Source organism: Rhodococcus maanshanensis NBRC 100610, from assembly GCF_001894865.1.
Lineage (GTDB): Bacteria > Actinomycetota > Actinomycetes > Mycobacteriales > Mycobacteriaceae > Rhodococcus_G > Rhodococcus_G maanshanensis.
Window position 1 is genome coordinate 30,720 of sequence record NZ_BCXA01000049.1, and the last position, 26,469, is coordinate 57,188.

Here is a 26,469-nt window from a genome sequence, read left to right on the forward strand (position 1 = left end):
GGTTGATCCCAGAAATCTCAGTGTACTGCACGGTAGTCGAACAAACCGAATCGGCTGGTTACTCAGCCGAAGCGCACGGTCGCGGTGGCGCGACCGAAGATCTTCTTGTCGTCCACTTTGGCGACGATGGCGACCACGGCCGAGCGGGTCTCCTCGTCGACGGACTTCACCTTGCCGGTGAGGACGATCTCGGCACCCTTGCCGTCGTTGGGCACGACGACGGGGCTGGTGAAACGAACGCTGTATTCGGTGACCGCACCCGGATCGCCGAGCCAGGTGGTCACATAGCCGGCACCGATGCCCATGGTGAGCATCCCGTGCGCGACCGCGCAGGGAAGACCGAGCTTCTGCGCCGTCGCGTCATCCCAGTGAATGGGGTTCGGGTCGCCGGAAACGCCTGCGTACTGGACCAGGTCGGACCGGGTCAGGGACACGGTCTCCTCGGGCAGCTCCTGGCCGACGGAGATCTCCGTGAAATCGCGAACGGACATCACTCGCCCTCCTCTGCATGCCGGCCGACCAACGTGGTGTACGTGGTCTGGACCAACTGGCCGTCCTGGTCGGTGATCTCGTTGCGGGTGACGACGATGTCGCTGCCGCCCATCGTCCGGATCGAGTCGACGTACACGTCGCAGTACAGACGGTCGCCGACCTTGATCGGACGGTGGAAGACCAGACGCTGGTCGGTGTGCAGAACGCGGCTGAGATCCAGCTCGACGTCCAGGGCCTTGAAGAACTCTTCCTGCGCGAGGAATCCGAAGACAGCAATGAAGGTCAGCGGGGCCACGAGCGTGTCGTAGCCGATCTTCTTGGCGGCCGCCTCGTCGCGGTAGACCGGGTCGTCGCTCTTGACGGCGCGCGCATACTCGCGCACCTTCTCACGACCGACCTCGTAGTAGTCGCTGAACCTGTGATGCAGGCCAACGAGATCAGAACTCAACTTCACCTGGAGGAACCTATCTGCTTGGGACGCAGCTAGGCCAGGAAGCCGGTAAGCCGACCCCTACGATCTCCGCGTCGACTCGAAGAGTACTAGCGCGACTCGCGGTGCGCCTGATGCGTTCCGCAATTCGGGCAGAACTTCTTGATCTCGAGACGATCGGGATCGTTCCGACGGTTCTTCTTGGTGATGTAGTTGCGGTGCTTGCATACCTCGCAGGCCAAGGTGATCTTGGGCCGAACGTCAGTCGAGGCCACGGGATGCCTTCTTTCGGATAAATCTGATCGGGGTCAATCAGGGTGTGTGCTATGTGTCCACTTGTGTAGCGATGGCCGGACTTGAACCGGCGACACAACGATTATGAGTCGTTTGCTCTACCAACTGAGCTACACCGCCTCGGTGCATCGGTGCCAGTCTATGGACACCCAATCCAGCGAGCCCCCTAACGGAATCGAACCGTTGACCTTTTCCTTACCATGGAAACGCTCTGCCGACTGAGCTAAGGGGGCATGCTTCCGCGCACTTCGTTCTTGCGCTGAAGCCTCCAAGAGATTACACAGCGGCGGGGCCGAGTGCCAAACCCGCAGGTCAGGAGCTCTTTCCATCCGTGTAATCAACGAGCCCCGGCAAGCTTGCGCTCACCGGGACCCGGGTGTGGCAGGTGTAGGATTCGAACCTACGTAGGCATAAGCCGACGGATTTACAGTCCGCTCCCATTGGCCGCTCGGGCAACCTGCCTGGTGTCATCCAGGTCCGATCCGGGGCTTCCCGGCTCTTCACTGGCGCGGACAGAGAATACCTCTACCGGGGCGGGTAAATGCAAACCGTGTGGTTATCGTGGGGTTCTCACGCGCGAGCGCAGGCCCGCGCACGATGAACAAGGAGTTGCCGTGGCGGATTCGTCCTTCGATGTGGTGAGCAAGGTTGACCGACAGGAAGTGGACAACGCACTGCACCAGGCGGCCAAGGAGCTGTCGACGCGCTTCGACTTCCGCAACACCGGCGCGAGCATCGACTGGTCCGGCGAGGAGGCGATCACGCTGACCGCCGACACCGAGGAGCGCCTGCTGGCCGCTCTCGAGGTCTTCAAGGAGAAGTTGATCCGCCGGGACATCTCACTCAAGGCCTTCGACGCAGGCGAGCCCGCGCAGTCGGGCAAGATCTACAAGCTGAGCGGGACCCTGGTCCAGGGCATCACCACCGAGAACGCGAAGAAGATCTCGAAGAAGATCCGCGACGAGGGCCCCAAGGGCGTCAAGGCGCAGATCCAGGGCGACGAGCTGCGCGTCAGCAGCAAGAAGCGCGACGACCTGCAGGCCATCATCTCGCTGCTCAAGGGCGAGGACTTCGGCATCGCCCTGCAGTTCGTCAACTACCGCTGATCACCCGACAAAGCCGAGAGGGGACCGCGGCGGCCACGAAGGCCGTGCGGTCCCCTCTGCGTCGGCGGGGTCCGCCGACGTGACGCCGTGCGGAGGTGATCCCGGCGCCTACAGCGAAGAATCTTGTCCCACAGCGAGATCCGTCACTAGGGCAGCCGGCGACCGGCCATCCTCTCCAGGCGGTCGATCCGATCCGCCATCGGCGGGTGGGTGGAGAACAGCCGGCTCATCTTGTCGCCGGCCCGGAACGGGTTCGCGATCATCATGTGCGACTGCGCGGCGATCTTCGGCTCCGGCGGCAGCGGGGCGGCCTCGACGCCGCGCTCCAGCTTGCGCAGCGCCGACGCGAGCGCCAGCGGGTCACCGCTGAGTTCCGCACCGGACTGGTCGGCCTGGTACTCCCTCGAGCGCGAGACCGCCATCTTCACCACGGAGGCCGCGATCGGACCGAGCAAGGAGACGAGCAGCAGCGCCAGCGGGTTCGGCCTGCCCTCCCCGCGGCCGCCGAACATCGACGCGAACATCGCCATGTTGGCCAGGCCCGAGATCACCGCGGCCATCGCACCCGCGACCGAGGAGATCAGGATGTCGCGGTTGTACACGTGCGAGAGCTCGTGGCCGAGCACGGCCCGCAGCTCCCGCTCGTCGAGGATCTGCAGGATGCCGCTGGTGCAGCACACCGCCGCGTTGCGCGGGTTTCGGCCCGTGGCGAAGGCGTTCGGCGCTGCCGTCGGGCTGATGTAGAGCCGGGGCATCGGCTGGTGGGCCGTGGTCGCCAGCTCGCGCACGATCTTGTAGATGACCGGCGCCTCGACCTCGGTGACCGGCTGCGCGTGCATCGCCTTGAGCGCCAGCTTGTCGCTGTTGAAGTACGCGTAGCCGTTCATCCCGACCGCGAGCAGGATCGAGAAGATCAGGATGCTGCGGTTGTTGAACAGCGCCCCGATGAACACGATCAGCGCGGACATCCCCACCAGCAACGCAAAGGTCTTCAAACCGTTGGAATACCGGTGCACGTTGGGCCCCTTCTCTCGCCGGACACTCAGTTAATCAACGAAAGAGCCCGGAGGGACGTTCCCCCGCACGCAGCGCGTCGGCGAGCCACCAGGACCCGGCCGAGACGTTACCGTCAGCCGACCCGCGCGATCGTGTAATCCACCAGCCGTCCCAGCGCGTCGTTCGCCGGGCCCTGCGGCAGTTCCGCGAGCTGTGCGTGCGCCGAGGCGGCGTACTCGGCCAGCTTGGCCTTGGCCGCCGCCATGCCGGGGGAACGCTCCAGCAACGCCAGCGCCTCCGCGACGGCGTCGTCGTCGGTGACCGGCCCGTCGAGCAGCACCCGCAGCCGATCGGCGTCGGGGCCCTCCTCGCGCAGCGCGTAGAGCACCGGCAGGGTGTGCACCCCTTCGCGCAGGTCGGTGCCAGGGGTCTTGCCGGACTGCGCGGCAACCGAGGAGATGTCGATGATGTCGTCGGAGATCTGGAAGGCGGTGCCGACCGCGTCTCCGAGCCGCTCGAGGCGGACCACGTCGTCGGCGCTCGCCCCGGAGAAGGTGCCGCCGAACCGACCGCAGGCCGCGATCAGCGATCCGGTCTTCTCCCACACCACCTTCAGGTAGTGCTCGACGGGATCCTGCTGCTCCTTGACGCCGATGGTCTCCCGCATCTGCCCGGTGACGAGCTCGGCGAAGGTCTCGGCGATGATCCGCACCGCCTCCGGTCCGAGCGTGGACACCAGCCGGGAGGCGTGCGCGAACAGGTAGTCGCCCGCCAGGATGGCGATGGAGTTGCCCCAGCGCGAGTTCGCGCTAGGGGCGCCGCGGCGCATCGTCGCCTCGTCCATCACGTCGTCGTGGTAGAGCGTGGCCAGGTGCACCAGCTCCACGACGGTCGCCGCGGTGACGGTCGACGGGTCAGTCGGATTGGGGCCCAGCTGCGCCGTCAGCAGGGTGAACAGCGGCCGGAACCGCTTGCCGCCCGCCTTCGCCAGGTGCAGCGCCGCCTCGGTGAGGAAGTCCTCGCCATCCGAGAGCTCACTCACCAGCAGGCTCTCGACCTCGGCGAGACCCCCACGCACCACCTCGGCCAGCGCCGGATCCCCCAGATCCACGCCGGCAACGACCGTGCCCATCGCTTCGCTCGTGCTCACGATCTCAGTACCCATCCCGTCTCGCGTGATGCCCAGCAACCGATGCCATAACTGTCACGGTAGTGAACCTATCGGGTTCGCGGCCCGTCGGGCTGACCACAGCGGTCGACCCCGGCCTGAGAAGATACTGGGGTGGTGCCCTCACCTGTCGACCCCGATCCCTCCGCCGCCCGTTCCGAGGCGCCCGCTGACGTCCCCGCACACGCCGAAGTGGTGGTGATCGGCGCAGGTCCGGCCGGTTCTGCCGCGGCAGCGTGGGCGGCGCGCGCGGGCCGCGAGGTACTGCTCGCCGACGCCGCCACCTTCCCGAGGGACAAGACGTGTGGCGACGGACTCACTCCGCGCGCCGTGGCGGAGCTCGTCCATCTCGGCCTCGGCGACTGGCTCGCCACCCGCGCCACCAACCGCGGTCTGCGACTGAACGGGTTCGGGCAAGAGCTTGAGCTGCCGTGGCCGGGCGGCTCACTGCCGAGCACAGGCAGCGCCGTCCCGAGGACCGAGCTCGACGACCGGATCCGGCAGGTCGCGCTCGACGCCGGCTCCCGGATGGTGCAGGGCGCCAAGGCCGTCGACGCCGACCGGGACGGAAACCGGGTGCGGTCGGTGACCCTCAAGACGGCCGAAGGGCCGCGCACGGTCCGGTGCGAGCACCTCATCGTCGCCGACGGCGTGCGCTCGACGCTCGGCAAACGCCTCGGCCGCGAGTGGCACCGCGACACCGCCTACGGGGTGGCGGCCCGCGCCTACGTCCGCTCGGCCCGCAGCACCGACCCGTGGATCACCTCGCACCTCGAACTGCGTGACCGCGAGGGAGCCCTGCAGGCCGGCTATGGCTGGGTGTTCCCGCTCGGTACCGGCGAGGTCAACCTCGGCGTCGGCACCTTGGCCACCGCGAAGCGGCCCGCGCCCGGCGCCCTGAGGCCGCTGATCGAGCTGTACGCGCAGCAGCGCCGCGACGAATGGCAGCTCGACGGCCCCGTGCGCGCGGTGGCGTCGGCGCTGCTGCCGATGGGCGGGGCGGTGTCAGGGGTGGCGGGGACCAATTGGGCGATCATCGGCGACGCCGCTGCCTGCGTGAACCCGCTCAACGGCGAGGGCATCGACTACGGCCTCGAGACCGGCTCGATGGTCGTGGAGGTACTCGGGGCCCCCGACCTCACCGAGCTGTGGCCGACCCTGCTGCGGGAGCGGTACGGGCAGGCCTTCTCGATCGCCCGTCGGCTCGCAGGCCTGCTCACCGTCCCCCGGGTGCTGCCTGCCTCCGGGCCGCTTGCGATGCGTTCGCGTGCCCTGATGACGATCGCGGTGCGGGTGATGGGCAACCTGGTGACGGACGCCGACCGCGACCTGACCGCGCGGGCGTGGCGCGCATCGGGTTCGTCGTCACTGCGGCTCGATTCCCGGCCGCCTTTCAGCTGACCTCCTGGCAGACCTGCTGAACCGCGAACACGGGGAACCGCTCCCCCGACTCCGCCTGCAGGAACTCCACCCGCATCGACCTATCAGGATGCACCGGCAGCTCGCCCTCGATCCAGGTGTAGATCCACGGACCCTCGTCGAGCTCGACGATCGCGAGCGTGCACGGCACCAGCGCCAGCCGGAGATCGGCGGACGAACAATCCACCACCGTCCACGACACCACGGTCCCCGTGCCCGCGGCCCGGACCCGCTCGAGTTCGTCGCGTCCGCAGGAGGTGCACACCGTGTCCTCCGGAGCCAGCAGCGTCGCACACGCCTCGCAGCGCAGGATCATCAGCGCCCTACGTAGGGTCGGGACACTTCGCGCACCTGTGGATGTGCACTGCACCTGTTGCTCGAACATCGGGGACCTCGGCTTCCTGGGACTGACGAGACTGGTCAAAGTGTCCCTTTTGCCCGGGTCCCCTGCGACGGTGGAACCACCCGGGTGGGTACCTGTTTTCGCCGCTGAGCGGGCCCGACCAGACCGTCAGGGCGATCGGGTGTCGACCTGCGCCTGCTCGACGACCCACGCGGCGATCTGTGCGCGGGAGGTGAATCCCAGCTTGGCGAGGACGTGCTCGACGTGGCCCTCCACCGTGCGCGGGGCGATCACCAGGTGCTCGGCGATCGCCCTGTTCGTCATGCCCTGCGCGACCAGGTCGGCGACCTGCCGCTCGCGTCGGGTCAGGGCAGGGGCGCCGCCCGCGGTCGGCATCCCCTGTGGCTGCTCGTCCAGCGCGTACGCGATGCCTTCGTCAAAACTCAGGCCCGCGCCCTGCCCGAAGGCCGCGTCGAAGGCGCGCTTGCCGAGCGCGGTGCGGACCCGCAGCTCGGACTCGTCGTGGTAGTCGTGCAGCGGCGGTATCACGACCCCGGTGCTCCCGACCGCCCGCCACAGCGAGTGCGCGACGCCGAACAGCACGGCCGAGCGCCTGGCGGAGTTGTCGCCCGCGGCGACCCAGGCCATCGCCTCGACGCAGATCGCGGAGCCGAGCAGGTCGTCCACCACGCGGCTGAGCCGAAGGCCCTGTTCGAGCATGCCGGACGCCCGACGGGGATCGCTCTGCCACAACGCGAGCCCGAGGGTGGACAGCGCGTAGCCCCGGTACACGGACTCGCCGCGGGACTGGGTGATCGCGAGAGCCTCCTCTTGACAGGCGATCGAGCGCGAGGTGTCCCCGAGCAGCGCGCAGGCCAGCGCGAGACCGAGCACGGTCGCGAGCTCCAGCAGTGTGTTCCCGTCCGCGCGGAACGTGTCGAGGGCCGCGTCGAACGAGGTGACGGCGAGGCGCAGGTCTCCGCTGCACACCGCGAGCTGCCCGACTCCGTGGGTGACGAGGGCGCGAACCGCGGGATCGTCGAGGACCTCGGCGATCTCGCCTGCCTGCTCGATCAGAGCGGCCCCCGCCTCGATGTCGCCCTGGTTCGAGGCCAGCACGCTGTTCGCGTACAGCGCCTTGGCCCGCTCCGCGGTCGGCTGCCCGCCCTGGCGGACGAGAGCGAGGTCGAGCCAGTGCCTGCCCTCCCCGAGCAGGCCCCTGGACAGCCAGAACAGGTAGACGGCGTTGGCGATGCGCAGGGCCGCCTCCGCCTCCCCCGGCTCGCTCAGGGAGAACTCCATGGCCTCGCGCACGTTCGACTGTTCCCGCCCCAGCCGCGCGATCCACTCCACCTGCGTCGGGCTGATCCACTCGGCCTGCGCGCGCGACACGAGCTGCTGGTACCAATCCCGGTGCCGTCGCCGCATCGACGGGTACTCGCCGGACTCCTCCAGCTTCTCGCGGCCGTACTCACGCAGGGTCTCGAGAAGCCGATACCGCACCACGGCACCCGCTTCCTCCCGGATCAGGATCGACCTGTCGACCAGCGCCGCCACCACGTCCAGCAGATCGTCCGGGCTCAGGTCCCCTGCGCAGATTCCCTCCGCCGCATCGAGCTCGAAGCCGCCGGTGAACACCGACATCCGCCGCCACAGCATCCGCTCCCGCTCGGTGCACAGCTCATGGCTCCAGTCGATGCACAGGCGCAACGTCTGCTGGCGCGTCGGCGCGCCCCGACTACCCCCGGTCAGCAGGCGGTAGCGGTCGTTCAGCCGGTCCAGGATCTGCTCCGCGGACATCGCCCGAAGACGCACGGCGGCCAACTCGATGGGCAGGGGCAGCCCGTCGAGCCGCTGACAGATCCGGGCCACCGCGACCCGGTTGTCCTCGGTGAGCCCGAACCCGGGGACCGCGGCGCACGCCCGTTCGGCGAACAGCGTGACGGCATCGCCCGATGACGACCCGGCGCGGGACGAGCTCCGCTCCGGATCCGGGACCGACAGCGGCGGCACCCGAAGAAACGTCTCTCCCCCGATGCCCAACGGCTCGCGGCTGGTCGCCAGGATTCGCAGCTCTGGACAGCGCCGCAGCAGCGCCTCGGCGAGCGACGCGGCCGCGTCGAGGACGTGTTCACAGTTGTCCAGCACCAGGAGCAGCCGCCGATCGGCGAGGTAGTCCGCCAGCGAGTCAAGTGCGGGGGTGGTCGACTGCTCCCGCAGCCCGAGCGTGGCGGCGACCAGGTCGGGCAGCAGGGCCTCCTCCTGCAGCTCGCCGAGCTCGACCAGCCACACCCCGTCCTCGAACACCCTCCTCGAGTCCTCGGCGACCCGGAGCGCGAGCCGGGTCTTGCCGACCCCGCCGATCCCGGTCAGCGTCACCAGGCGCGAGACAGACAGCAGCCGTCTCGTCTCGGTCACCTCGCGGCGACGGCCGACGAAACTTGTCAGCTCGAGAGGCAAGTTCCCGACCTTGCCCCGGACAGCGGTAGCCATCGAACCGTCACTCTCAACTCGCGGTCTCCTGCAATCGACGCTACCCCCGGGGAGGGTCGCAGGGGCGGGTTGCAGGGGCGCGTCAGGCGACTCGCACGGCAGTCCCGTGCTGACAGCCGTGGAACACCGGGTACCGCTCGTCGGACCCGAGATGGTCGAACTCGACCCGGACCGGGCGGCCGGGGCGCACCGCGATCTCACCCTCGATCCAGCTGCAGATCCACGGCCCGTCGTCGAGCGCGACGACGGCCAGCATGCTAGGCAGGGCGTCGTCGTCCGCTCCGACGCCGGTGCGGTCCGCCAGCTTCCAGGTCACCATGGACCCGAGGCCGGTCGAGGGCACTCGCGACAGGTGGTCACTGCCGCACGAGGAGCAGGTCACCGCGACCGGCGCGAGCAGCAGATCACAGCACTCACAACGCCGGATCATCAAGGTGCGCGCCGACAGACCCGCCCACAGGTGGGTCCCGCCCGCGGCCGTCACAACGTCACCGCCGCTGGTGTGTCGGGCAGCGTCTGCTCCGCGCCGAACACGGTCGCCATCGCGGTGCCGAATCCGTGTGGGTCGTCGATCAACCAGCCGTGGTTGCCCGCGACGGTGACGACCGTGGGATTGCGGAGCGCGATGCACAGGGATTCGAAGCTGGCGCGCGGGATGAACGTGTCGTCTCCGCCCCAGAGCAGCGTCACCGGCAGGCCGCGTTCCGCCAACTCGTAGAGTTCGCCGCGCAGGTCCGCGGTTCGGGCCAGGTGCGCGAGCCGCCACATCCCGAGCGGATTGCGAATCACATTGCCCACCGCATCGGCGGTGATGGCCAGCAGACCCGCGACGGACGGCCGAATGGCGAGCGCATCGCCGGTGGCCGCCGCGCCCCAGTCCCAGATCGGCCGCTCACCGATAGGGCGCACGCCTCCGCCCGCGGGTTCCCACGCCGCCCCGCCGACGGAGTTGACCAGCACGAGTCGTTCCACCCTCGGGCCGAGGTCGTGCGCGGACTGGATCGCGACCCCACCTCCGAACGAGTGGCCGACGAGCGTCACCGGTCCCGCGATACCGATCGAGTCGAGGAACCCGCCGAGCCAGCGCGCATACCCGGCCAGGTTCCGCTCCTGCGAGGGGAGCTCAGCGGTGCCGCCGAATCCGGGAAGGGAGGGCGCGAACACCCGCACGCCCTGAGCCGCCATCCGGAGCAGTGCGCGGTCGTACGCGCGAGGGGTCAGCCCGTACCCATGGAGGAACACGACAGGAGCGCCCGCACCCGCGACGGCGTAGGTCGCCGCCCGACCCTCGACGAGGGTGTTCTTCCAGCTGGTGTTCCTCGCGTCGCTGACGACATAGGGGTGGCTGGTGGGTTGCTGCAACATCGAGGGCCTCGGCTTCGCGGTCGCGGATATGACCCAGCACACATTGCCGCTTGTGACCGTTGTCCGTCAGGGCGGAACTACCCGGTTACATACCTGTTTCTGATCAGGCTCCGCGCCGCGTGCCTGTTTCTGGTCAGGTTTCGCGCTGCAGGCCTGTTTCTGATCAGGCTCCGCGCCGCGGGTCCGTTTCTGATCAGGCCCCCCGCTGCGTATCCGTCGCCTGCTCCCGCGTCCGCTCGAGATACCAGGCAGCGATCTGGGTTCGCGAGGTGAACGCGAGCTTGGCCAGCACGCGCTCGACGTGTCCCTGTGCGGTTCGCGGCGAGATGACCAGCTCCTCGGCGATTGCCCTGTTCGTGAGGCCCTGCGCGACCAGCTCGGCGACCTGCATCTCCCTCCGGGTCAGGCTCACCGGCTCCTCCACGGCGGCGGGCCCGGCCGGGCGGCGTTCACCGAGCGCGTAGCCGATCGCCTCGCGGAAATCCATCCCCCTGCCGCGGCGCCTCGCCTCCTCGAAGTCCCGCTCGCCGAGTGCCGCGCGTGCCCGCTGTTTGCACTCCGCGTGGTGGCTGAGCAGGTTGGGCAGCGTGACGGTGATGCCCCCCTCCGCCTTCGCCAACGCGGTGGCGGCCCCCAACAGGACCGCGGCCCGCTCCGGCGCGTCCTCGACCGCCGCGATCCACCCCATCGCCTCGAGGCACCACGTGGCGATGATCGGATCGTTGACCCGTCGGACCAGGCGCAGCGCCTGCGCCAGCTGCGCGGCCGCCCGAGTCCTGTCGCCCTGGTGCAGGGTCGCCAGGCCGAGACCCCACAGCGCGTACGCGCGATAGTAGGACTCGCCGCGCGGTGCGGTGATGGCGAACACCTGCTCGTAGCAGGCGACCGACCGGGCTTCGTCGCCGAGCAGTCCGCTGGCGACCGCCAATCCGAGCAGGCAGCCGATTGCCCGTTGGAGTTCGCCGGTCGGCCCGCTCGTCTGCAGTGCGTCCTCGAACGAACGCCGTGCGCCCTTGAGATCGCCGCTGAACAACGCCTGGAAGCCGGTAGCGTATCCGGCGGTCGCCAGCAGCATCGGATCGCCCAGCTCGTCGGCGAGCGTGCGGCACTCGTCCACGAGGCCGGTGGCGGTGGCGAATTCTTGCTGCATGCCCGTCAGAACGCTGCCCCCGAACAGCGCGAGCACCCGGTCCGCCGTCCGCCGATCGCCCGACACGGCCAGTGCGCGATCCACCCAGCGCCTACCCTCGCTGATCTGCCCACGGCAGATCCAGTACAGGTACAGGGAGTTGACCATCCGCAGGCTGACGTCGGCCTCGGCCTCGCCCGGCGTCAGGCTGAACTGCAACGCCTCGCGCAGGTTGGACTTCTCCCGCTCCAGGCGCCCGATCCAGGTCACCTGATTGGGCCCGATCCACTCGGCCTCGGCTTCGTGGGCCAACCGCGCGTACCAGTCCCGGTGCCGACGATGCAGCGTGTCGCGGTCACCGGATTCCCGCAGCTTCTCGCTCCCGTAGGCACGCAGGGTCTCGAGCAGCCGGTAACGCACCGCGGTACCGTGCTCCTCGCGGATCAAGATCGACTTGTCGGCCAGAGAGGCCAGGACGTCGCGCAATTCGTCCGAGGACAGGTCCCCTGCACAGATCCCCTGCGCGGCGTCGAACTCGAATCCGCCCGCGAACACCGACAGCCGGGCCCACAGCTCCTGTTCCTGGACCGAGCACAGCTCATGGCTCCATTCAATGCTGGACCACAACGTCTGCTGACGAGTCGGGGCGCCGCGGCTTCCCAGCGTCAGCAACCGGAAGCGATCGGTCAATCGTTGCAGAACCTGTTCGGCCGTCATCGCACGCAACCGCACCGCGGCCAACTCGATCGGCAGCGGCAGCCCGTCCAGCCGGTGGCAGATCCCGGCCACCGCATGCCGGTTTTCCTCGGTGAGGGTGAACTCGGGGACCGCGGCCGCGGCGCGCTCGGCGAACAGCGCCACCGCGTCGTACCGGGGAAGGCCCTGCAGCGAGGGCGCCTCGTCGCTGCTCGGGGCCGTCAGCGGAGGCACCCGCAACACCGCCTCGCCGGTGATGCCGAGGGCCTCCCGGCTCGCGGCGAGAATGCGCACCTCGGGGCAGGCCTTCAGCAACGACTCCGCCAAACCCGCGACCGCGTCGACGAGGTGCTCGCAGTTGTCCAGCACGAGCAGCAGGTGGCGGGTGGCGAGGTGGTCGGCCAACACCTCCTCGGGAAGGTGCGCGAGCTGGTCCCGTAGCCCGAGCGCGGCGGCCACCGTGGCAGGCACCAGCGTCGGGTCGTGCACCTCGCCCAGTTCGACGAGCCATACCCCGTCGTCGAATGCACGACGGGAATCCTCGGCAACTCGCAGGGCCAGCCTGGTCTTGCCGACCCCCCCGATCCCGGTCAGCGTCACGAGACGGGACTCGGACAGCAACCGCCGCGCCTCGGTCACCTCGTGGCGACGGCCGATGAAACTGGTCAGCTCGAGAGGCAGGTTCCCGACCTTGCCTTGCACGGTGGGCGGCATCGAAGAGTCACTCTCGTCACACGGTCCCCTGCGTGTTCCACATTACCCGCAGCGATCGCGCCGACGAGCGGGTTGCGGTGGGTAGGACTACCGTTCGGCGCGGTGCAGCGCCACGACACCGCCCGTGAGGTTGCGCCACTTCACGTTCTTCCAGCCGGCGGCCTCGATCTTGAGTGCCAGCTCCTCCTGCGTCGGCCAGGCCCGGACCGACTCCGCGAGGTACACGTAGGCGTCGGGGTTGCTGCTGACCGCGCGCGCCACCACCGGCAGCGCCTTCATCAGATACTCCATGTAGACCGTGCGGAACGGGCCGAAGGTCGGGGTGGAGAACTCGCTGACGACGAGGCGGCCACCCGGCTTGGTCACCCGGGCGATCTCCCGGAGGCCCGCCTCGAAGTCCGAGACGTTGCGGAGCCCGAAGGAGATGGTCGCGGCGTCGAACACCGAATCGGCGTAGGGCAGGGCCATCGCGTCGCCGGCCACCATCGGCACCGGCCGGTGCGCGCCCGCGTGCAGCATCCCCTTGGAGAAGTCGGTGGCCACCACCCAGGCACCGGACCGGCCGAGCTCGACGGTGGAGACCCCGGTGCCAGCCGCGAGGTCGAGGACCCGCTCCCCCGGCTTCAGGTCGAGCGCCGCCCGGGTCGCCTTGCGCCAGGCGCGGTCCTGCCCGAAGGAGATGATCGTGTTGGTGAGGTCGTAGCGCTTCGCGACTCCGTCGAACATGGACGCGACCTCGTGCGGGGCCTTCTCGAGTGAGGCCCGAGACCCGTGTGTTTTTGCCACGGCGTTGACGTTACAGGCGTGCGCCGAGCGCCTCGCGCCCACGTTCGCGCGCGGACGGCTCAGGCCGAGCGCCGTGCCGGGGCACCGCTCGACCCCGTCACGTCCGCGTAGTGGCCCAGCAGTTCGCTGCACACCGAGGACCACGTGCGGTGCAGCACCGACCGCCGGGCGGACGCTCCGAACCGGGCGCGCGTGGCCCGGTCCCGCAGCGCGATCACGGCACTGGGCAGCAGCTCCTCGAAGCGCTCGACCGGCAGCAGGTAACCGTTGCTGCAGTGCGCGACCAGGTCGCGTGGTCCGCCCGCGTCCGGACCGATCACCGGGACACCGCTGGCCAGCGCCTCCTGCACCGCCTGGCAGAAGGTCTCGTGCTCGCCCGGGTGCACGAACAGGTCCAGGCTCGCGTACGCCCGGGCCAGCTCGTCCCCGCCGAGTTGCCCGGTGAACACCGCCGACGGCATCAGCCGCTGCAGCCGCGCCCGTTCGGGGCCGTCGCCGACGATCACCAGCTGCAGGCTGGGGTCGTCGGCCAGCACGGCCAGCCGCTCGACGTGCTTCTCCGGGGCCAGCCGACCGACGAACCCGATCACCAGCCGGTCGGCGTCACACCAGCTCGCCCGCAACTCGGCGCTGCGCCGGGACGGCGCGAACCGCGCGGTGTCCACGCCGCGGGCCCAGCGGAACACCCTTGGCACTCCTCGTGATTCGAGCGCCTCGACGGCAGCCGTTGACGGGGCGAGGGTGCGGGCGGCCCCGCGGTGCAGGCGTCGGGTCCACCGCCAGGCGGCCCTGCTGGTCAGCCCGAGGCCGTAGCTCTGCGCAAAGCCTGCGACATCGGTCTGATAGACCGCGACGGCGGGCACGTCGAGCCGGTTGGCCGCGGCCAACCCGCCCGCGCCGAGCAGGAAGGGTGACGCCAGGTGCACCACGTCCGGTTCGAAGGACCGCAGCGCCGAGGTGATCCCCGGCTGTGGGATGCCGACGGGAAGGGAGCTGACCCGCGGGATCATCACGGCGGGCACGCGGTGCACGGGGAACCCGTCGTGTGAGGTGGGCGCGGCGGGACGACCGGCGACGCTGTCCGGGGCCACGAGCAGGGCCTGGTGTCCGTGGCGCCTGAGGTGCTCGAGCACCCGGATCACCGAGTGGGTGACCCCGTTCATGTTCGGCAGGAACGATTCCGCGACGATGGCTACTCGCACCAGTCCAGTGTCCGCGCCGCGCGAGCCGGGACGGGGAGACCGAGGTGTCCTGACGGCGAAGTTCCGGCGAAACCTCGGCTACCGGATCAGCCGGGCGGGGTGACCGTGACGTGAGGCGACTCGGCCGCGGTGCGCCGCCGGACCAGCCAGAGCGCGGGCACCGCGATCAGCCACGTCACCGCGATCACCGAACCGGCAGGGACCAGCGCCACCCGGACGTCGCGACCGGACACCCGGACCAGGTCCGGATCGGACCTCGCGTACTCGACGTCGATCCGCTGACCGACGATCAGCTCGGTCGGGTACAGCACGCCGAGCCGCGGGTTCTTGGTGACCCCGTCCGGGGTGACGAAGCTGATCGCCGAGCGCAGCCGGCCCGCGGAGAGCACCTCGGCGGTGGCCACGCCCTTGTCGGAGTCGATCGTGAGGTCGTTGCGCCAGGCCGCGACCACCAGCAGCACCGCAAGGACCGAGATCCCGATCGCGGCGACGAGGATCCCCTTCCTGACCCGGCCCGCCACCGTCGGCGTCACAGCTGCGCCCGTACCGCGGCGTGCAGTTCGCGCAGCCCGGATCGTTCGGTGGCGACCTCGAGGACCCTGATCCCCGCGGTGTTCGGCTCGGTCAGTGCCACCGCCAACTGCTCGGGGTTCACCGCGTGGTGCTCGACCCGGTAGGCGGCGCAGAGCGCGGACAGGTCCATCCCGTGCGGGGTGCCGAACACCCGCTCGAAGACACCCGCGTACTGCGGATCGCCCTGCTCGAGCAGTTCGAAGATGCCGCCGCCGTCGTCGTTGGCCACCACGATCGTGAGGTCGCGCGGCCGCGGTTCCCCGGTGCCGATGAGCAGCCCGGAGGCGTCGTGCAGGAAGGTCAGGTCGCCCATCAGCGCGAGGGTGCGGGTGCGCTCCCCCGGCGCGGCCATCGCCGCGCCGACCGCCGTCGACACGGTGCCGTCGATGCCCGCGACACCGCGGTTCGACAACACCCGTACGCCCGGACGTGGGTAGCTGACGAGGGCCGCGTCCCGCACCGGGTTGGACGCGCCGAGCAGCAGCTGGTCGCCCTCGCACAGCGCGTCCATCACCACCTTGGCCACGTGCAGACCGGTCGGCTTCGGGTGCGCCGAGAGCTGTTGCCGCACAGCCTTGTCCGCATGCTCGGTCAGGTGCCGGCAACGCTCGAGCCAGGACTGGTCGGGGGCGCCGGAGATGACGGCTCTGGTGCCGGTGGCCAGCACGTTGCCGGACACGTCGGGCCAGCGTGGGCCGGTGGTGAGCGCGAAAACCGACACCCGGGGATCGGCGAGCAGCTTGGCCACCGGACGGTGCAGCGTCGGCCTGCCGGTGATCACCGCCTGGCGGGGCGCCAGCTGGGACAGCGCCAGCGGATGCAGCGGCAGCCCGTGCATCGGTGCGGTCGGCTCGGCGACCGTGGGCAGTCCCGCGAGTTCCGGTCGGTGACCGGATCCGTGGCCGGAGATCACCACGGTGTCGGGCGTGAGGTCCAGCTCGAGCGGCACGTCGAGGGTCGCGTGCGTGGTCGTCGTCCACGGGGCGCCGTCGGGGCGCCCCTCCGGCACCGGGCCCTGGACGTGCGCGCCGGGAACGAGCGGCTCGCGCAGCGGCACGTCGAAGTGCACGGGTCCCGCGTTGCCGGACCTGGCGCCCCTGGCCGCGGCCAGCACCCGGCAGACCGCCGAGCGCCACTGGCTGTTCTGGTCGATGCCGTCCTCCGCGAGGCCGAGGCTGATGGTGGCCCGCACCTGGCTGCCGAACAGGCCCAGCTGCTCGATGGTCTGGTTGGCGCCCGTCCCGAGGAGCTCGTACGGGCGGTTCGCGCTGAGCACCACGAGCGGGACCCTGGCGTAGTTCGCCTCCAGCACAGCGGGGCCGAGGTTCGCAACGGCGGTGCCGGAGGTCATGACGATCGGCACCGGGTGCCCGCTGCCGATGGCCAGGCCGACCGCGAGGAATCCGGCGGTGCGCTCGTCGATCCGCATGTGCAGCCGGATCCGGCCTGCGGTGTCCGCCGCCTGCAGCGCGAAGGCCAACGGCGCGTTGCGCGAGCCCGGGCAGAGCACCACGTCGCGCACCCCGCCACGGATCAATTCGTCGACGACGGCGGTGGCCTGGGCTGTGGACGGATTCACGGTTCCAGGGTGTCAGACGGCCACCCGCCGATGGGCGGCGGTCCGGACACACCGTCAGTTAGGATTGCCTGAGCTAACCACCCCGCGAGGAACGAGACCATGGCCAAGCGCAGCAAGTTCGTCAAACCCGAGGACCGGCACATCACCAGGGCCCGGGTGCTCGGCAGCAAACAGGTGAGCCCCAACTTCATCCGCGTCACCATCGGCGGCGAGGAGCTGCGCAGCTTCGTCCCCATGGGATTCGATCAGTGGTTCCGCATGTTCATCCCGCAGCAGGGCCAGACCACGCTGCGGGTGCCGAGCGCGGCCAGCAACCTCTGGTACGCCCAGTACCTGGCGATGTCGAAGAGCACGCGGCCGGCGGTCAGGAACTACACGGTCCGCGGATTCCGCGGCGCGGACCAGGCGGTGTTCGGCGAGGACATCCCCGAACTCGACATCGACTTCGTCTCGCACGGCGACGCAGGACCGGCGTCGGCGTGGGCCGGCTCGGCCACCCCGGGGGACGAGGTCGCGCTGCTCGACGAGGGCCTGATCTACAACCCGACCCCGGACGCCCAATGGCAGCTGCTCGTCGGCGACGAGAGCGCGCTGCCCGCCATCATGGGCATCCTGGGTTCGGCCCCTGCCGACCTGCGCGCCGAGGTCTTCGTGGAGATCCCGCACGCCGAGGACGCGCAGCAGGTGGCCGCGCCAGAGGGAGTGAACCTGCACTGGCTGGTCCGCTCCGACCCGCACGATCGGCCCGGGGTCCTCGCCCTCGAGACGGTGCGACAGGCGGAGCTGCCGACGGGACCGTCGTACACGTTCGTCGCGGGCGAGAGCGACCTGTCGACGGGACTGCGACGGCACCTGGTCAACGACCGCAAGGTACCCAAGTCCGACATCGCCTTCACCGGCTACTGGCGCCACGGCAAGTCCGCACCGTAGGCGCTGCGCGCCCGTGCGCGGTTGACGAGTGCCTGGACTCGTCAACCGCGCACGGGCGGCGAAGCCGCCTATGGACGCCCGGTCAGGAACATCCCGTTGTGGTCCTGCCCCGCCGTGTTGCGGCAGGCGTAGTTACCGCTCGGCTTGGCATACATCAGGTCGAGGCAGCGACCCAGCGCGAGCTGGCCGAAATAGTTCGGGTGCATCGACTCCTGGAGGGTGCCCTGGGTGGTCCGCCCCATGTCCAGCCAGCGCATCCACTCGCTGTTCGCCCCTGACGGCGCGGACGTGGCAGTGACCTGCTTGGCCGCCTTGGCGCAGATCTCATGTCCGTCGAAGGTGTCTCGCAGGTCGAGGAACTGCACTCCCTTCGCGGCCGCGACAGCGGCGAAGCGGTCGGAAATCTGCGGCACCAAGGAATCTCGGGCCCAGTTGGCGTCGCCGTCCCAGAGCGGACAGCCGCCGGTGTTCGCCCGCGTCCAGCCGCTCTCCGGGTATCGGATGTCCGCGGCGCGGGGGGTCGGCGATGGGGCGGACTGGAGCACAACGCGATAGTCCGTTGCCGCGTAGCCGGCACCGGACATCACGGCCCGGATCTCGTCGATGGACTTGGCGACACCCTCCATCGCCGCATTCATCTTGCCGTCGATCGCCGCCTGCTGGTCATCGTTGCAGTAGGAGTACCAGACCAGATAGTCCTGGACGCAGGTCGAGATGACGTCGGCGAAGCCGAGGTCGTTCCCGCCGATCGAGAGGGTGATCAGCTTGACCTTGTTGGCCGCGGCGACCGCGGCCAGCTGGTCGGCCTGCGGCGCCTCGCCCTTGAAGGCCTGACCACCCTTGGCCGCACGGAAGACGTTGACGGTGGTGGCGCCGGAGCAGGCCAGGTTGATCTTGGTCTGCGCCACGGACGCGGCGCTGTTCACCTCGGCCGAATCGGAGCGGTCACAGCCGTTGGCGGCGGTGGTGCCGTACACGCGGGCGGGGTCGTAGCCGCTTCCCGTCCATGCCCGGTCGGTGCCGTCGCGGCTGCCGGAGTTGGTGAGGCTGTTGCCCTTCCAACGACCCGCCTCCCCCGACATGTAGCTGTCGCCCATCGACACGCTCGCCGTCGGCCCGGCGGGAACTGCCGCGGCAGGCGCGGCGAACACCGACAGACCGGCAGCGGCAAGAGGTACCGCCAGCAGGGCGGCGAGCAGTCGCCCGGCGCTGCGGCCGGCGGCGGATTTGTGGCAGGTTTCGACCAACACGGACTCCTGGGGATGGGCACACCTGTCGTACGAGGACAGGCGTGCGTTCGTGAATGGGTTGGTCGCCGGCCGGTGACGCCAGGGAGTCTGGCACGGGCCCACTTGCTACCGCCGGGTAATCGGAATCTTTGTGTTAAACACTTCGACGGCGGCCCGGCCGTGCCCACAAACGGCGAGTGGGCCGGATCCCCAGGATCCGGCCCACTCGACTACCACTGCGACGTGGCGTCTAGCTTGCGTGCTTCTCGACGAGCGCACCGAGTCGCGGCAGCGCCTCGATGACGTTCTTCTTCGCCGACGGGCGCATGGTCGAGTAGACCTTCTTGATGGCGGACTTGCTGGTGCCCTCGATCTTCTCGTCGGTCACGCCGAGCAGCGCGTCCGCGACCTGCTCGCTGCGAGCGCTGAGGAAGTCACCGAAGCCGGCTCCACCGGCAGCGCCGAAGTCCTGCCAGAACGGCTCGAGGCGGGAGACGAATCCCGGCAGCAGGCCCTCGACGGCGTCCGGCACGATCGACGGTCCGACCTTCTTCACGGCTCCGTAGCCGCCCTTGACCGCGAGGCCCGAGGCGCCCGTCTTATCCGAAACCTCGGCGTCGATCAGCTCCTGCACGTCCGCGACCACGGCGGGCAGCCGGGACGGGTCGAGAAGGGTGTCATTCAGTGCTGCAACCACTTTCAATGCCTCCGATGTTGACTTGGGTGTCGCGCCAGACCTTATACGACGCGGAGCCAACCTGGATTACTCAGCATCCGCCGAGAGCAGCTCGTGACACCGGTCGAGCCTCCCGAGCCACCACTGTGCGCGGTCCGGCGAGGCCGACAGGCCTGCCACCCGCTCCGGGTCCGGCACGACCGCCGAGGCAGGCAGCGCCCCGTCCACCATCGTGCGCGGCGCCGCGACGTCGGCCTCGAACAGACCGCCGGTGCCGAGCCCGCAGGCGTACTCCAGCTCGGGCAGCGCGGCCGCCGCCGCCAGTCCCGCACCCATCCCGACCGCGGAGTCCAGCGCGCTCGAGACCACCACCGGCACACCGTGTCCCGCCAACTCCGCGGCGAGACGCAGCAGTGCCCGCATGCCGCCGAGGGGCGCGACCTTCACCACTGCCACGTCCGCACCGCCCGCGCGCACGACCCTCATCGGATCCTCGGCCCGGCGTATGCTCTCGTCCGCGGCGATCGGCACCCGCACGCGGCCCGAGGCCGCCGCGTGATCGGCAAGGCGCCTGCGCAATTCGACCAGTTCTTGCACGGAGGCGCACGGCTGCTCCGCGTACTGGAGGGGGCCGTCCGAGGACAGCGCCAGCAACGCCTCCTCCGCCTCGTCGAGACTCCACCCGCCGTTCGCGTCGACCCGCACGTGCTCGACGTGCGCACGGACCGCGGCGACCCGCGCAAGGTCCTCGGCGAGCGACTGCCCTCGCTCGGCGACCTTCACCTTCGCCGTCCGCGCGCCGGGGAACCGGGACAGGATCTCGGGCACCCGCGCCGCCTCGACCGCGGGCACTGTCGCGTTGACGGGCACCGTCGCCCGCACCGCCGCGGGCGGGCCAAGCCATGCGGCCTCGATCGCCGAGCGCAGCCACGCGGCGGCCTCGGCGTCGGCGTATTCGGGGAAGGGGGCGAACTCGCCGTAGCCGGCGGGCCCGCGCAGTAGCAGCACCTCGCGAGTGGTGATGCCGCGGAATCGGACTCGCATCGGCAGGCTCACCACTGCGGCGCCCGCACGTAGCTCGGCCAGCGGCGGCAGCGACATCGGTTCGCCACTCATGACGAGGCGTCCACGAACGCCTCGCCCCGCAGCAACGGGACCACGGCGCTGGTGTCGAGTTCGGCGGCGATGTCGACATCGTCGCCGAATCCCTTGTCCACGAGCTCCCTGCCGCTCGCGCAGTCACGCAGCCTCGCCTGCAGGTCACCCTCGGCCGCGGCGAAGGCCTCGGCGGCCGCGCGGGCCTCGGGCGAGGCCGCCTCCGCCTCGAGCGCCCCCAGCGCACGCAGCACCGCGCCAGCACCCCAGAGATCCTCCAGGCCGGGACGGATGGCCCCGTCCGGCCAGCGCTCCCCCGCCGCGACCACCGCCACCCGGGGCGGTCCGGCCGCGCCGACCCGCGCCGAGAGCCAGCGCGCCACGGCGGTGGCGTTGCGCAGCGAGGCCCCAACCACGTCGACCCCGGCATCGGCCAGCCCGAAGCACAGCGCGGAACCGTTCGGGGACGGCAGCACCAGCCTGTTCCCGCCGACATCGGTGAGCCCGCCACGGCCGAAGGCGGCGCGGACCGACACGGGCGAGAGGCTCACCTCGCCCGGCACGGCGCGCGATCGGCCGACCGCAACCGTCGCCCCCCGTTCGGCTGCGTAGCCTGCGGCGGACTCGGGGTCCCATCGGTAGGGGTAGACGCTGACGCCACCGTCGAGCGCGACGGTCAGCGTCGTGGTGAAGGACAGCACATCGACGACGACCGCGACGTCGCAGTCCTCGATCAGGGCCGCGGCGCCCGTTGGTCCCCAGTCGAACCGGAGTCGGTACGCACCCTGACGGTGAGCGGCAAGCATGCTGTCATCCTCGCACCCGACCTCAGGGCTGACCGGGCAGCAACACCACCATCAGCGCCTCGCAGTCGGCGAGCAGCGTGCCCTCGGCGTCGACGAGCCGGGCGCTGACGAAGGTCTTGCGGCCCTCGACCCTGTCCACCTGCCCCTCGACGGTGAGCTGGGTGTTGATCGGGGTGATCTTGCGATAGTTGACGTGCAGATAGCCGGTCCGGCTGATCGGGCGGCCGTACGCGTGCGTGACCATCCCGAACAGGTCGTCGAAGAGCAGCGGCAGCGTGCCGCCGTGCGCGGCCCCGTTGCCGCCCATGTGGAAACGGCGGAACTCGCCGGTCGACCGCACGCCGGTCTCGTCGAACTTCTCGATGGTCCACGGCATCATCAGCAGGCTGCCGCGACCGGGCAGACCCATCGAACGCCCAGCCGGCTGCTGCCCCTCGGGGACCCGGTGCGGTTCCAGCAGCGCGACGAGGGCCTCGGCCTGCTCGGCGGCCTGCCTGACGACGTCCGCGGGCGGCGCTGTCGACACACCCAGGTCCTGGATCGTGCGCAGCGCCTCGACGAGCCGTCCGAAGTCCGGGCCACCGTTGTCCTCGGCGGCCCGGTACACGGGGAATCCACCGTGCTGCTCGTAGTCGTCGACGTCGCCCCTGCCCCGGCCCCGTTCCACCTGCTCGCTCATAGCTGCACGGTAAGCCCGGCGGGGGTGCGTCGCGCCTGCCGGGGTCGCGGCCGTGCGGCCACCGCCGCGATGCGGGGCATATCCTTGGCGATCGTGACCTTCAATCCGCAGCTGTGGCGTCCGGTTCCCGGGTTCGAGAACCTCACCGATATCACCTATCACCGGCACATCACGCAGGGCACCGTCCGCGTCGCCTTCAACCGTCCGGAGGTGCGCAACGCGTTCCGGCCGCACACGGTGGACGAGCTGTACGCCGCCCTCGACCACGCCCGGATGACCTCCGATGTCGGCGCGGTGCTGCTGACCGGCAACGGTCCCAGCCCGAAGGACGGCGGCTGGGCGTTCTGTTCGGGAGGCGACCAGCGCATCCGCGGACGCAGCGGCTACCAGTACGCCGCGGGCGAGACCGCCGACACCGTTGACAAGGCGCGCGCGGGCCGGCTGCACATCCTCGAGGTGCAGCGCCTGATCCGCTTCATGCCGAAGGTGGTGATCTGCCTCGTCAACGGCTGGGCCGCCGGTGGTGGGCACTCACTGCACGTGGTCTGCGACCTGACCCTGGCCAGCCGCGAACACGCCCGGTTCAAGCAGACCGACGCGGACGTCGGCAGCTTCGACGGCGGATACGGCAGCGCCTACCTCGCGAAGATGGTGGGACAGAAGTTCGCCCGCGAGATCTTCTTCCTCGGCGACGCGTACACCGCGGAGCAGATGCATCAGATGGGTGCGGTGAACAAGGTCGTCGACCACGCCGAGCTCGAGGACGTCGCGCTGGAGTGGGCCGAGAAGATCAACGGCAAGTCCCCGCAGGCGCAGCGGATGCTCAAGTACGCCTTCAACCTGGCCGACGACGGCCTGGTCGGCCAGCAGCTGTTCGCAGGCGAGGCCACCAGGATGGCCTACATGACCGACGAGGCCGTCGAGGGCCGGGATGCGTTCCTGGAGAAGCGCGATCCCGACTGGTCGCCGTACCCCTGGTACTTCTAGGCCTACAGCCCGAGCGCCTGACGCAGCGTGGGCCACGCCTTGGGCAGCCTGTCGTTCCAGTAGGCCCAGGCGTGCACGCCGGTCACCTCGTAGTCGACGGTGGCCGGGATGCCCAGCTCGCGCAGCTTCTTGTCCAGCCGCCTCGTGCACTGATTCGCCGCCGCCTCGATGCCGCCGCCGACGAAGATCCGTTCGGCGTCGGTGCCGGGGCCCTCGTGCTCGCCCACGATTCCCGTGCCGACCGACAGGTAGATGGGCTTGCCGCGCAACGCCTCCGCGTTACGGACCGTGTCGTGCGCGCCCCACTCGGGACCTCCTGGCACACCCCACATCTTGGCCGGGTCGCCGCCGCGGGAGGACACTGTGACCTGCGTGCTCAGCCGGCCCACATCGTCGGTGGTCGAGTAGCACCCGCTGAAGACCGCGATGCCGCGGTACAGGTCGGGGCGCCGGTGCGCGAGCATCATCGCGCCCTGTGCGCCCATCGAGGTGCCCGCGATCGCGTTGACGCCGTTGGTCTTCAGCCGGGCGTTGATCAGCGGCGGCAGCTCCTTGGTGAGGAAGGTCTCCCACTTGTGCAGCCCGACCTTCGGATCACTCTCGTCCCAGTCGGTGTAGAGGCTGGCCACCCCACCGTTGGTCAGGACCACATTGATGTTCTTGTCGGCGAAGAACTTCGGCGCGTCGGTCATGTACATCCAGGCGCTCTGGTCCTCGCCGGCGCCGACGCCCTCGAGCATGTACAAGGTGGGCCGGGAGCTGTCCGCGGCAAGCAGCACGTCCACGCCGACCTCGCGGCGCAGGGCGGGCGAGGCGATGAGGAAGCGCGCGACCCGCTCCGAGGCGAACTTCTCCGAGACGATTGCCGGGGTGACGATGTCGTCGCGCAGCGGGGGTATCGGCCCCGGATCGTCCCGCCACGACTCGGGCATCGTCGACCCGGAGGTGACGCTGCCCGAATCCGAGCTGCCGAGGTCCGAGCTGCCGCCAAGGCTGCCCGAGTCCGAGCTGCCCGCGCTCCCGGAATCACTGCCCGTGCCCGGCGCCGCGACGGCCTCGCCCGACCCGGCCAGTACCGCGACCGCGACCGCGACCACACCCACCGCCCTGCCCCACCCAGGACGACGACACGCGAAATTCATGGACTCCCCCAGTCTCGATGATGTCGATCGGAATCGGGCACCAGCCGGCCCGGACCGCCGGACTCCTGAGCGGCGGTACCGATCGCCGAGACGGTACCGCGTTCGGTCGAGCCGCACAGGCGAATTCGTTCCCCCCTGTCACGAATCTCTCACCCGCGACCGAACACGGGATCAGGCACACTGAACGCATGGGCGTCGACCGCGAAAAGCCTGCACCCGAGCACCGTCGACCGGACGGTGTCACCGACGCCGAGGTCGCCGCCGCCGGACGGGTCTCCGAGGCCCTCGAGACGGTCGAACGCGCCCGAGGGCATCTGTACGGGTTTCACCAACTCATCGGACACGCGCACCTGCAGCTCGCCGAGGCCGTCGACATGCTGCGGGCGGCCGGCCACGGGGAGCGGGCCGACAAGCTGATGGAGGAGCTGGTCGGCCGCAACGTGCTCGCGGGCCGCTGGACATTTCAGGTGGTCGAGGAGTTCGACGACGGCTACTGGTCGGAATTCCGCGACCAGGAGCGGGCGGTGCGTGAGGAACTGCTCGGCGGACGCAGGCACCTCTACGAGGCTGAGATGAAGCAGCACAGACGGACACCGGGCAGGGCAGGGCACGAGGCCCGGCCCGCGGAGCAGGAGTGAGCATGGAGATTCTGAGCAGCCGGACGATCCTGCGGCCGGCCGACTATCCGACGACCCTGGCGTTCTACGCGCAGACCCTGGAGCTCGCGGTCGCGCGCGAGTATCCGGGCGGCACGGTGTTCTTCGCCGGACAGGGATTGATCGAGGTCGCCGCCCACGGCGGATCCGGCGTGAGCACCCGCTTCGACGGCGCACTCTGGTTTCAGGTTCGCGACCTCACGGCCACGCAGACGGAACTGGTGCTCAAGGGCGTGCAGATCATCCGGGAAGCACGGCAGGAACCGTGGGGCCTGCACGAGATGTGGATCGCCGACCCGGACGGCGTCCCGATCGTGCTGGTACAGATCCCGGCGGACCACCCGATCCGGAGAGACGGCCGCCCGGCCCCCTAGCGAGGCGTCGGACCGGATCTCTCGGCGCGGCAACGTTGACGGCCACGGATCGGGCGCCGCTCCGTGGGGCGGGTCGCTCCCGCGCCCCACGGTGCGCCGGGTGTCCTAGGCCGCGCGCAGTGCCTCGGCGATCTGGTCGGCCTGGGCCTGGCCCTCGTACAGCTGGCGCAGCAGCCACAGCCGCAGCACCCTGGCGACGGCTCCGGCGAGATACAGCGCCGCGCCGATCACGGTGACGGCGAGCAGCCCGGTCGCCAGGATCTGGTACGAGGCGATGTTGCGCAGGTCGTCCTGGGTGAGTGAGGACAGGTAGACGACGAAGGCCGCCACCGCCCCACCGATCATCAGCACCAGGCCGAGCACCCGGGCCGCGCCGTCGCCGCGCGACCGACCGGTCTTGAGCTTGAGCTCCGCGACGTCGTTCTTGAACTGCGCGCGACGCTCCTCCGCGAGTGCGGTCATCGTCATCCTCCTAGATAGCTTGTGGATAGTTCACGGTCGATTTCGTGCGGGTCCCCGGTCCGGACCACGCGCCCCTGCAGCATCAGCGCCGCCGAGGTCGCGATCGGCAGCACCGCCCTGGCGAACTGCTCGGCGACCAGGATCGAGAGCCCCTCCCCTGCGAGCTGAGCGACGATCTCGTACATCTCGGTGACCACTCGCGGCGCGAGCCCCATCGAGAGCTCGTCGAGCAGCAGCACCGTCGGTGCGGTGCCGAGCGCCCGAGAGAGGGCGAGCATCTGCTGCTCGCCGCCGGACATCGATCCGGCCAACTGGCCACGCCGCTTCCCGAGCACCGGGAAGCGTTGGTACGCGGCCTCTTCGAGCGCCCGCAGGCTCGTCCCCGTGCCCGTCGCCACCCAGAGGTTCTCCCGCACGGTGAGGTTGGGGAAGACACCGCGGCCCTCGGGGATGGTGCAGACCCCCAGCCGTGCCAGGTCGGCGGCGTCGGCACCGTTGACCACCCGTCCGGCGAGCCGGAACTCACCCTGTTCGACGGGCAGGATGCCGGAGCAGATCTTCAGCGTCGAGGTCTTCCCGCCGCCGTTGGGTCCCAGCAGCGCGACCACGGCGCCCGGGTGCAGCGCGAGGCTCACCCCGTGCAGCACC

At 70.0% G+C, this 26,469-nt stretch carries 28 protein-coding genes and 3 tRNA genes; 6 read left to right on the forward strand and 25 right to left on the reverse strand.

Annotation, left to right across the window (positions count from 1 at the left end; all coding sequences use genetic code 11):
- Positions 1–62 precede the first annotated feature (62 nt).
- The 6 genes from hadB to RM1_RS21580 all read right to left on the reverse strand — a co-directional run bounded on the left by hadB (position 63) and on the right by RM1_RS21580 (position 1,678).
- Positions 63–491 carry a (3R)-hydroxyacyl-ACP dehydratase subunit HadB gene (gene hadB / locus RM1_RS21555; protein ID WP_027500667.1) on the reverse strand — a complete coding sequence of 143 codons (429 nt, stop codon included), beginning with the start codon at positions 489–491 and terminating at the stop codon, positions 63–65.
- Positions 491–946: a (3R)-hydroxyacyl-ACP dehydratase subunit HadA gene (hadA, locus tag RM1_RS21560; RefSeq protein ID WP_027500668.1), complete on the reverse strand. Its 456-nt coding sequence runs from the start codon at positions 944–946 to the stop codon at positions 491–493. Before hadA ends, hadB begins: the two co-directional genes overlap by 1 nt.
- Before the next feature lie 86 nt (positions 947–1,032).
- Positions 1,033–1,197, reverse strand: coding sequence for a 50S ribosomal protein L33 (rpmG, locus tag RM1_RS21565; protein ID WP_027500669.1), 165 nt, complete (start codon positions 1,195–1,197; stop codon positions 1,033–1,035).
- 66 nt (positions 1,198–1,263) lie between these two features.
- Positions 1,264–1,336 (reverse strand) — tRNA-Met (locus RM1_RS21570).
- 40 nt (positions 1,337–1,376) lie between these two features.
- Positions 1,377–1,449: transfer RNA gene (locus tag RM1_RS21575), tRNA-Thr, on the reverse strand.
- Between the two features lie 146 nt (positions 1,450–1,595).
- Positions 1,596–1,678 (reverse strand) — tRNA-Tyr (locus RM1_RS21580).
- Between the two features lie 152 nt (positions 1,679–1,830).
- On the opposite strand from RM1_RS21580, the gene RM1_RS21585 reads away from it, so the two are divergent.
- Positions 1,831–2,322, forward strand: coding sequence for a YajQ family cyclic di-GMP-binding protein (locus tag RM1_RS21585; protein WP_027500670.1), 492 nt, complete (start codon positions 1,831–1,833; stop codon positions 2,320–2,322).
- 146 nt (positions 2,323–2,468) lie between these two features.
- Here RM1_RS21585 and htpX read toward each other — a convergent pair whose 3' ends face one another.
- Positions 2,469–3,338, reverse strand: coding sequence for a zinc metalloprotease HtpX (gene htpX / locus RM1_RS21590; RefSeq protein ID WP_072753717.1), 870 nt, complete (start codon positions 3,336–3,338; stop codon positions 2,469–2,471).
- 113 nt (positions 3,339–3,451) lie between these two features.
- Positions 3,452–4,483 (reverse strand): polyprenyl synthetase family protein, encoded by a 1,032-nt coding sequence (locus RM1_RS21595; protein WP_027500672.1) that lies wholly within the window; start codon positions 4,481–4,483, stop codon positions 3,452–3,454.
- Between the two features lie 195 nt (positions 4,484–4,678).
- On the opposite strand from RM1_RS21595, the gene RM1_RS21600 reads away from it, so the two are divergent.
- On the forward strand, positions 4,679–5,887 hold the full coding sequence (locus RM1_RS21600) for a geranylgeranyl reductase family protein (protein WP_072753718.1): 1,209 nt from the start codon (positions 4,679–4,681) through the stop codon (positions 5,885–5,887).
- Here RM1_RS21600 and RM1_RS21605 read toward each other — a convergent pair.
- The 9 genes from RM1_RS21605 to menD form a co-directional block, all read right to left on the reverse strand.
- Positions 5,880–6,221 (reverse strand): Zn-ribbon domain-containing OB-fold protein, encoded by a 342-nt coding sequence (locus RM1_RS21605; RefSeq protein ID WP_072753719.1) that lies wholly within the window; start codon positions 6,219–6,221, stop codon positions 5,880–5,882. The two genes, RM1_RS21600 and RM1_RS21605, sit on opposite strands and share 8 nt — an antisense overlap.
- 195 nt (positions 6,222–6,416) lie before the next feature.
- Complete coding sequence (locus tag RM1_RS21610; protein ID WP_072753720.1) at positions 6,417–8,741, reverse strand: ATP-binding protein; 2,325 nt, start codon at positions 8,739–8,741, stop codon at positions 6,417–6,419.
- An 82-nt stretch (positions 8,742–8,823) separates the two neighbouring features.
- Positions 8,824–9,225 (reverse strand): Zn-ribbon domain-containing OB-fold protein, encoded by a 402-nt coding sequence (locus tag RM1_RS21615; RefSeq protein WP_083576891.1) that lies wholly within the window; start codon positions 9,223–9,225, stop codon positions 8,824–8,826.
- Entirely contained in the window at positions 9,222–10,106 is an 885-nt protein-coding gene (locus tag RM1_RS21620; protein ID WP_072753721.1) for an alpha/beta fold hydrolase, read from the reverse strand. Before RM1_RS21620 ends, RM1_RS21615 begins: the two co-directional genes overlap by 4 nt.
- A gap of 193 nt (positions 10,107–10,299) precedes the next feature.
- A complete protein-coding gene (locus RM1_RS21625) occupies positions 10,300–12,645 on the reverse strand; it encodes an ATP-binding protein (RefSeq protein WP_072753722.1) in 2,346 nt (781 codons plus the stop codon).
- Between the two features lie 87 nt (positions 12,646–12,732).
- Positions 12,733–13,431, reverse strand: a complete 699-nt coding sequence (locus RM1_RS21630; protein ID WP_072753723.1) for a demethylmenaquinone methyltransferase — start codon at positions 13,429–13,431, stop codon at positions 12,733–12,735.
- A 59-nt stretch (positions 13,432–13,490) separates the two neighbouring features.
- Positions 13,491–14,633 carry a glycosyltransferase family 4 protein gene (locus RM1_RS21635; protein WP_218019734.1) on the reverse strand — a complete coding sequence of 381 codons (1,143 nt, stop codon included), beginning with the start codon at positions 14,631–14,633 and terminating at the stop codon, positions 13,491–13,493.
- A gap of 86 nt (positions 14,634–14,719) precedes the next feature.
- The gene (locus RM1_RS21640) at positions 14,720–15,166 is read right to left on the reverse strand and encodes a DUF3592 domain-containing protein (protein WP_072753725.1); all 447 of its coding nucleotides are present in this window, start codon (positions 15,164–15,166) and stop codon (positions 14,720–14,722) included.
- A complete protein-coding gene (gene menD, locus RM1_RS21645; RefSeq protein WP_072753726.1) occupies positions 15,163–16,785 on the reverse strand; it encodes a 2-succinyl-5-enolpyruvyl-6-hydroxy-3-cyclohexene-1-carboxylic-acid synthase in 1,623 nt (540 codons plus the stop codon). Before menD ends, RM1_RS21640 begins: the two co-directional genes overlap by 4 nt.
- Positions 16,786–16,884: 99 nt before the next feature.
- On the opposite strand from menD, the gene RM1_RS21650 reads away from it, so the two are divergent.
- The gene (locus RM1_RS21650) at positions 16,885–17,715 is read left to right on the forward strand and encodes a siderophore-interacting protein (RefSeq protein ID WP_072753727.1); all 831 of its coding nucleotides are present in this window, start codon (positions 16,885–16,887) and stop codon (positions 17,713–17,715) included.
- Positions 17,716–17,783: 68 nt separating this feature from the next.
- Here RM1_RS21650 and RM1_RS21655 read toward each other — a convergent pair whose 3' ends face one another.
- The 5 genes from RM1_RS21655 to RM1_RS21675 form a co-directional block, all read right to left on the reverse strand.
- Positions 17,784–18,965, reverse strand: a complete 1,182-nt coding sequence (locus RM1_RS21655) for a GDSL-type esterase/lipase family protein (protein ID WP_218019735.1) — start codon at positions 18,963–18,965, stop codon at positions 17,784–17,786.
- 229 nt (positions 18,966–19,194) lie between these two features.
- Positions 19,195–19,641, reverse strand: coding sequence for a DUF6918 family protein (locus tag RM1_RS21660; protein WP_072753728.1), 447 nt, complete (start codon positions 19,639–19,641; stop codon positions 19,195–19,197).
- Positions 19,642–19,707: 66 nt separating this feature from the next.
- Complete coding sequence (locus RM1_RS21665) at positions 19,708–20,721, reverse strand: o-succinylbenzoate synthase (protein ID WP_072753739.1); 1,014 nt, start codon at positions 20,719–20,721, stop codon at positions 19,708–19,710.
- Between the two features lie 11 nt (positions 20,722–20,732).
- Complete coding sequence (locus RM1_RS21670) at positions 20,733–21,521, reverse strand: 2-phosphosulfolactate phosphatase (protein WP_072753729.1); 789 nt, start codon at positions 21,519–21,521, stop codon at positions 20,733–20,735.
- Between the two features lie 22 nt (positions 21,522–21,543).
- Positions 21,544–22,200 (reverse strand): PaaI family thioesterase, encoded by a 657-nt coding sequence (locus RM1_RS21675; RefSeq protein WP_072753730.1) that lies wholly within the window; start codon positions 22,198–22,200, stop codon positions 21,544–21,546.
- Between the two features lie 93 nt (positions 22,201–22,293).
- Between RM1_RS21675 and RM1_RS21680 the strand changes: the two genes are divergently transcribed.
- On the forward strand, positions 22,294–23,187 hold the full coding sequence (locus tag RM1_RS21680; RefSeq protein ID WP_027500684.1) for a 1,4-dihydroxy-2-naphthoyl-CoA synthase: 894 nt from the start codon (positions 22,294–22,296) through the stop codon (positions 23,185–23,187).
- Between the two features lie 2 nt (positions 23,188–23,189).
- Here the strand turns inward: RM1_RS21680 and RM1_RS21685 are convergent, their stop codons facing one another.
- Entirely contained in the window at positions 23,190–24,329 is a 1,140-nt protein-coding gene (locus tag RM1_RS21685) for an alpha/beta hydrolase (RefSeq protein ID WP_072753731.1), read from the reverse strand.
- Between the two features lie 188 nt (positions 24,330–24,517).
- Here RM1_RS21685 and RM1_RS21690 point away from each other — a divergent pair, with 188 nt between their 5' ends.
- Complete coding sequence (locus tag RM1_RS21690; RefSeq protein ID WP_072753740.1) at positions 24,518–24,967, forward strand: hypothetical protein; 450 nt, start codon at positions 24,518–24,520, stop codon at positions 24,965–24,967.
- A 2-nt stretch (positions 24,968–24,969) separates the two neighbouring features.
- Positions 24,970–25,359, forward strand: coding sequence for a VOC family protein (locus RM1_RS21695; RefSeq protein ID WP_072753732.1), 390 nt, complete (start codon positions 24,970–24,972; stop codon positions 25,357–25,359).
- Positions 25,360–25,464: 105 nt separating this feature from the next.
- Here the strand turns inward: RM1_RS21695 and RM1_RS21700 are convergent, their stop codons facing one another.
- On the reverse strand, positions 25,465–25,821 hold the full coding sequence (locus tag RM1_RS21700; RefSeq protein ID WP_027500688.1) for a hypothetical protein: 357 nt from the start codon (positions 25,819–25,821) through the stop codon (positions 25,465–25,467).
- Positions 25,822–25,823: 2 nt separating this feature from the next.
- Positions 25,824–26,468, reverse strand: coding sequence for an ABC transporter ATP-binding protein (locus RM1_RS21705; RefSeq protein ID WP_245816535.1), 645 nt, complete (start codon positions 26,466–26,468; stop codon positions 25,824–25,826).
- Position 26,469: the final 1 nt, after the last annotated feature.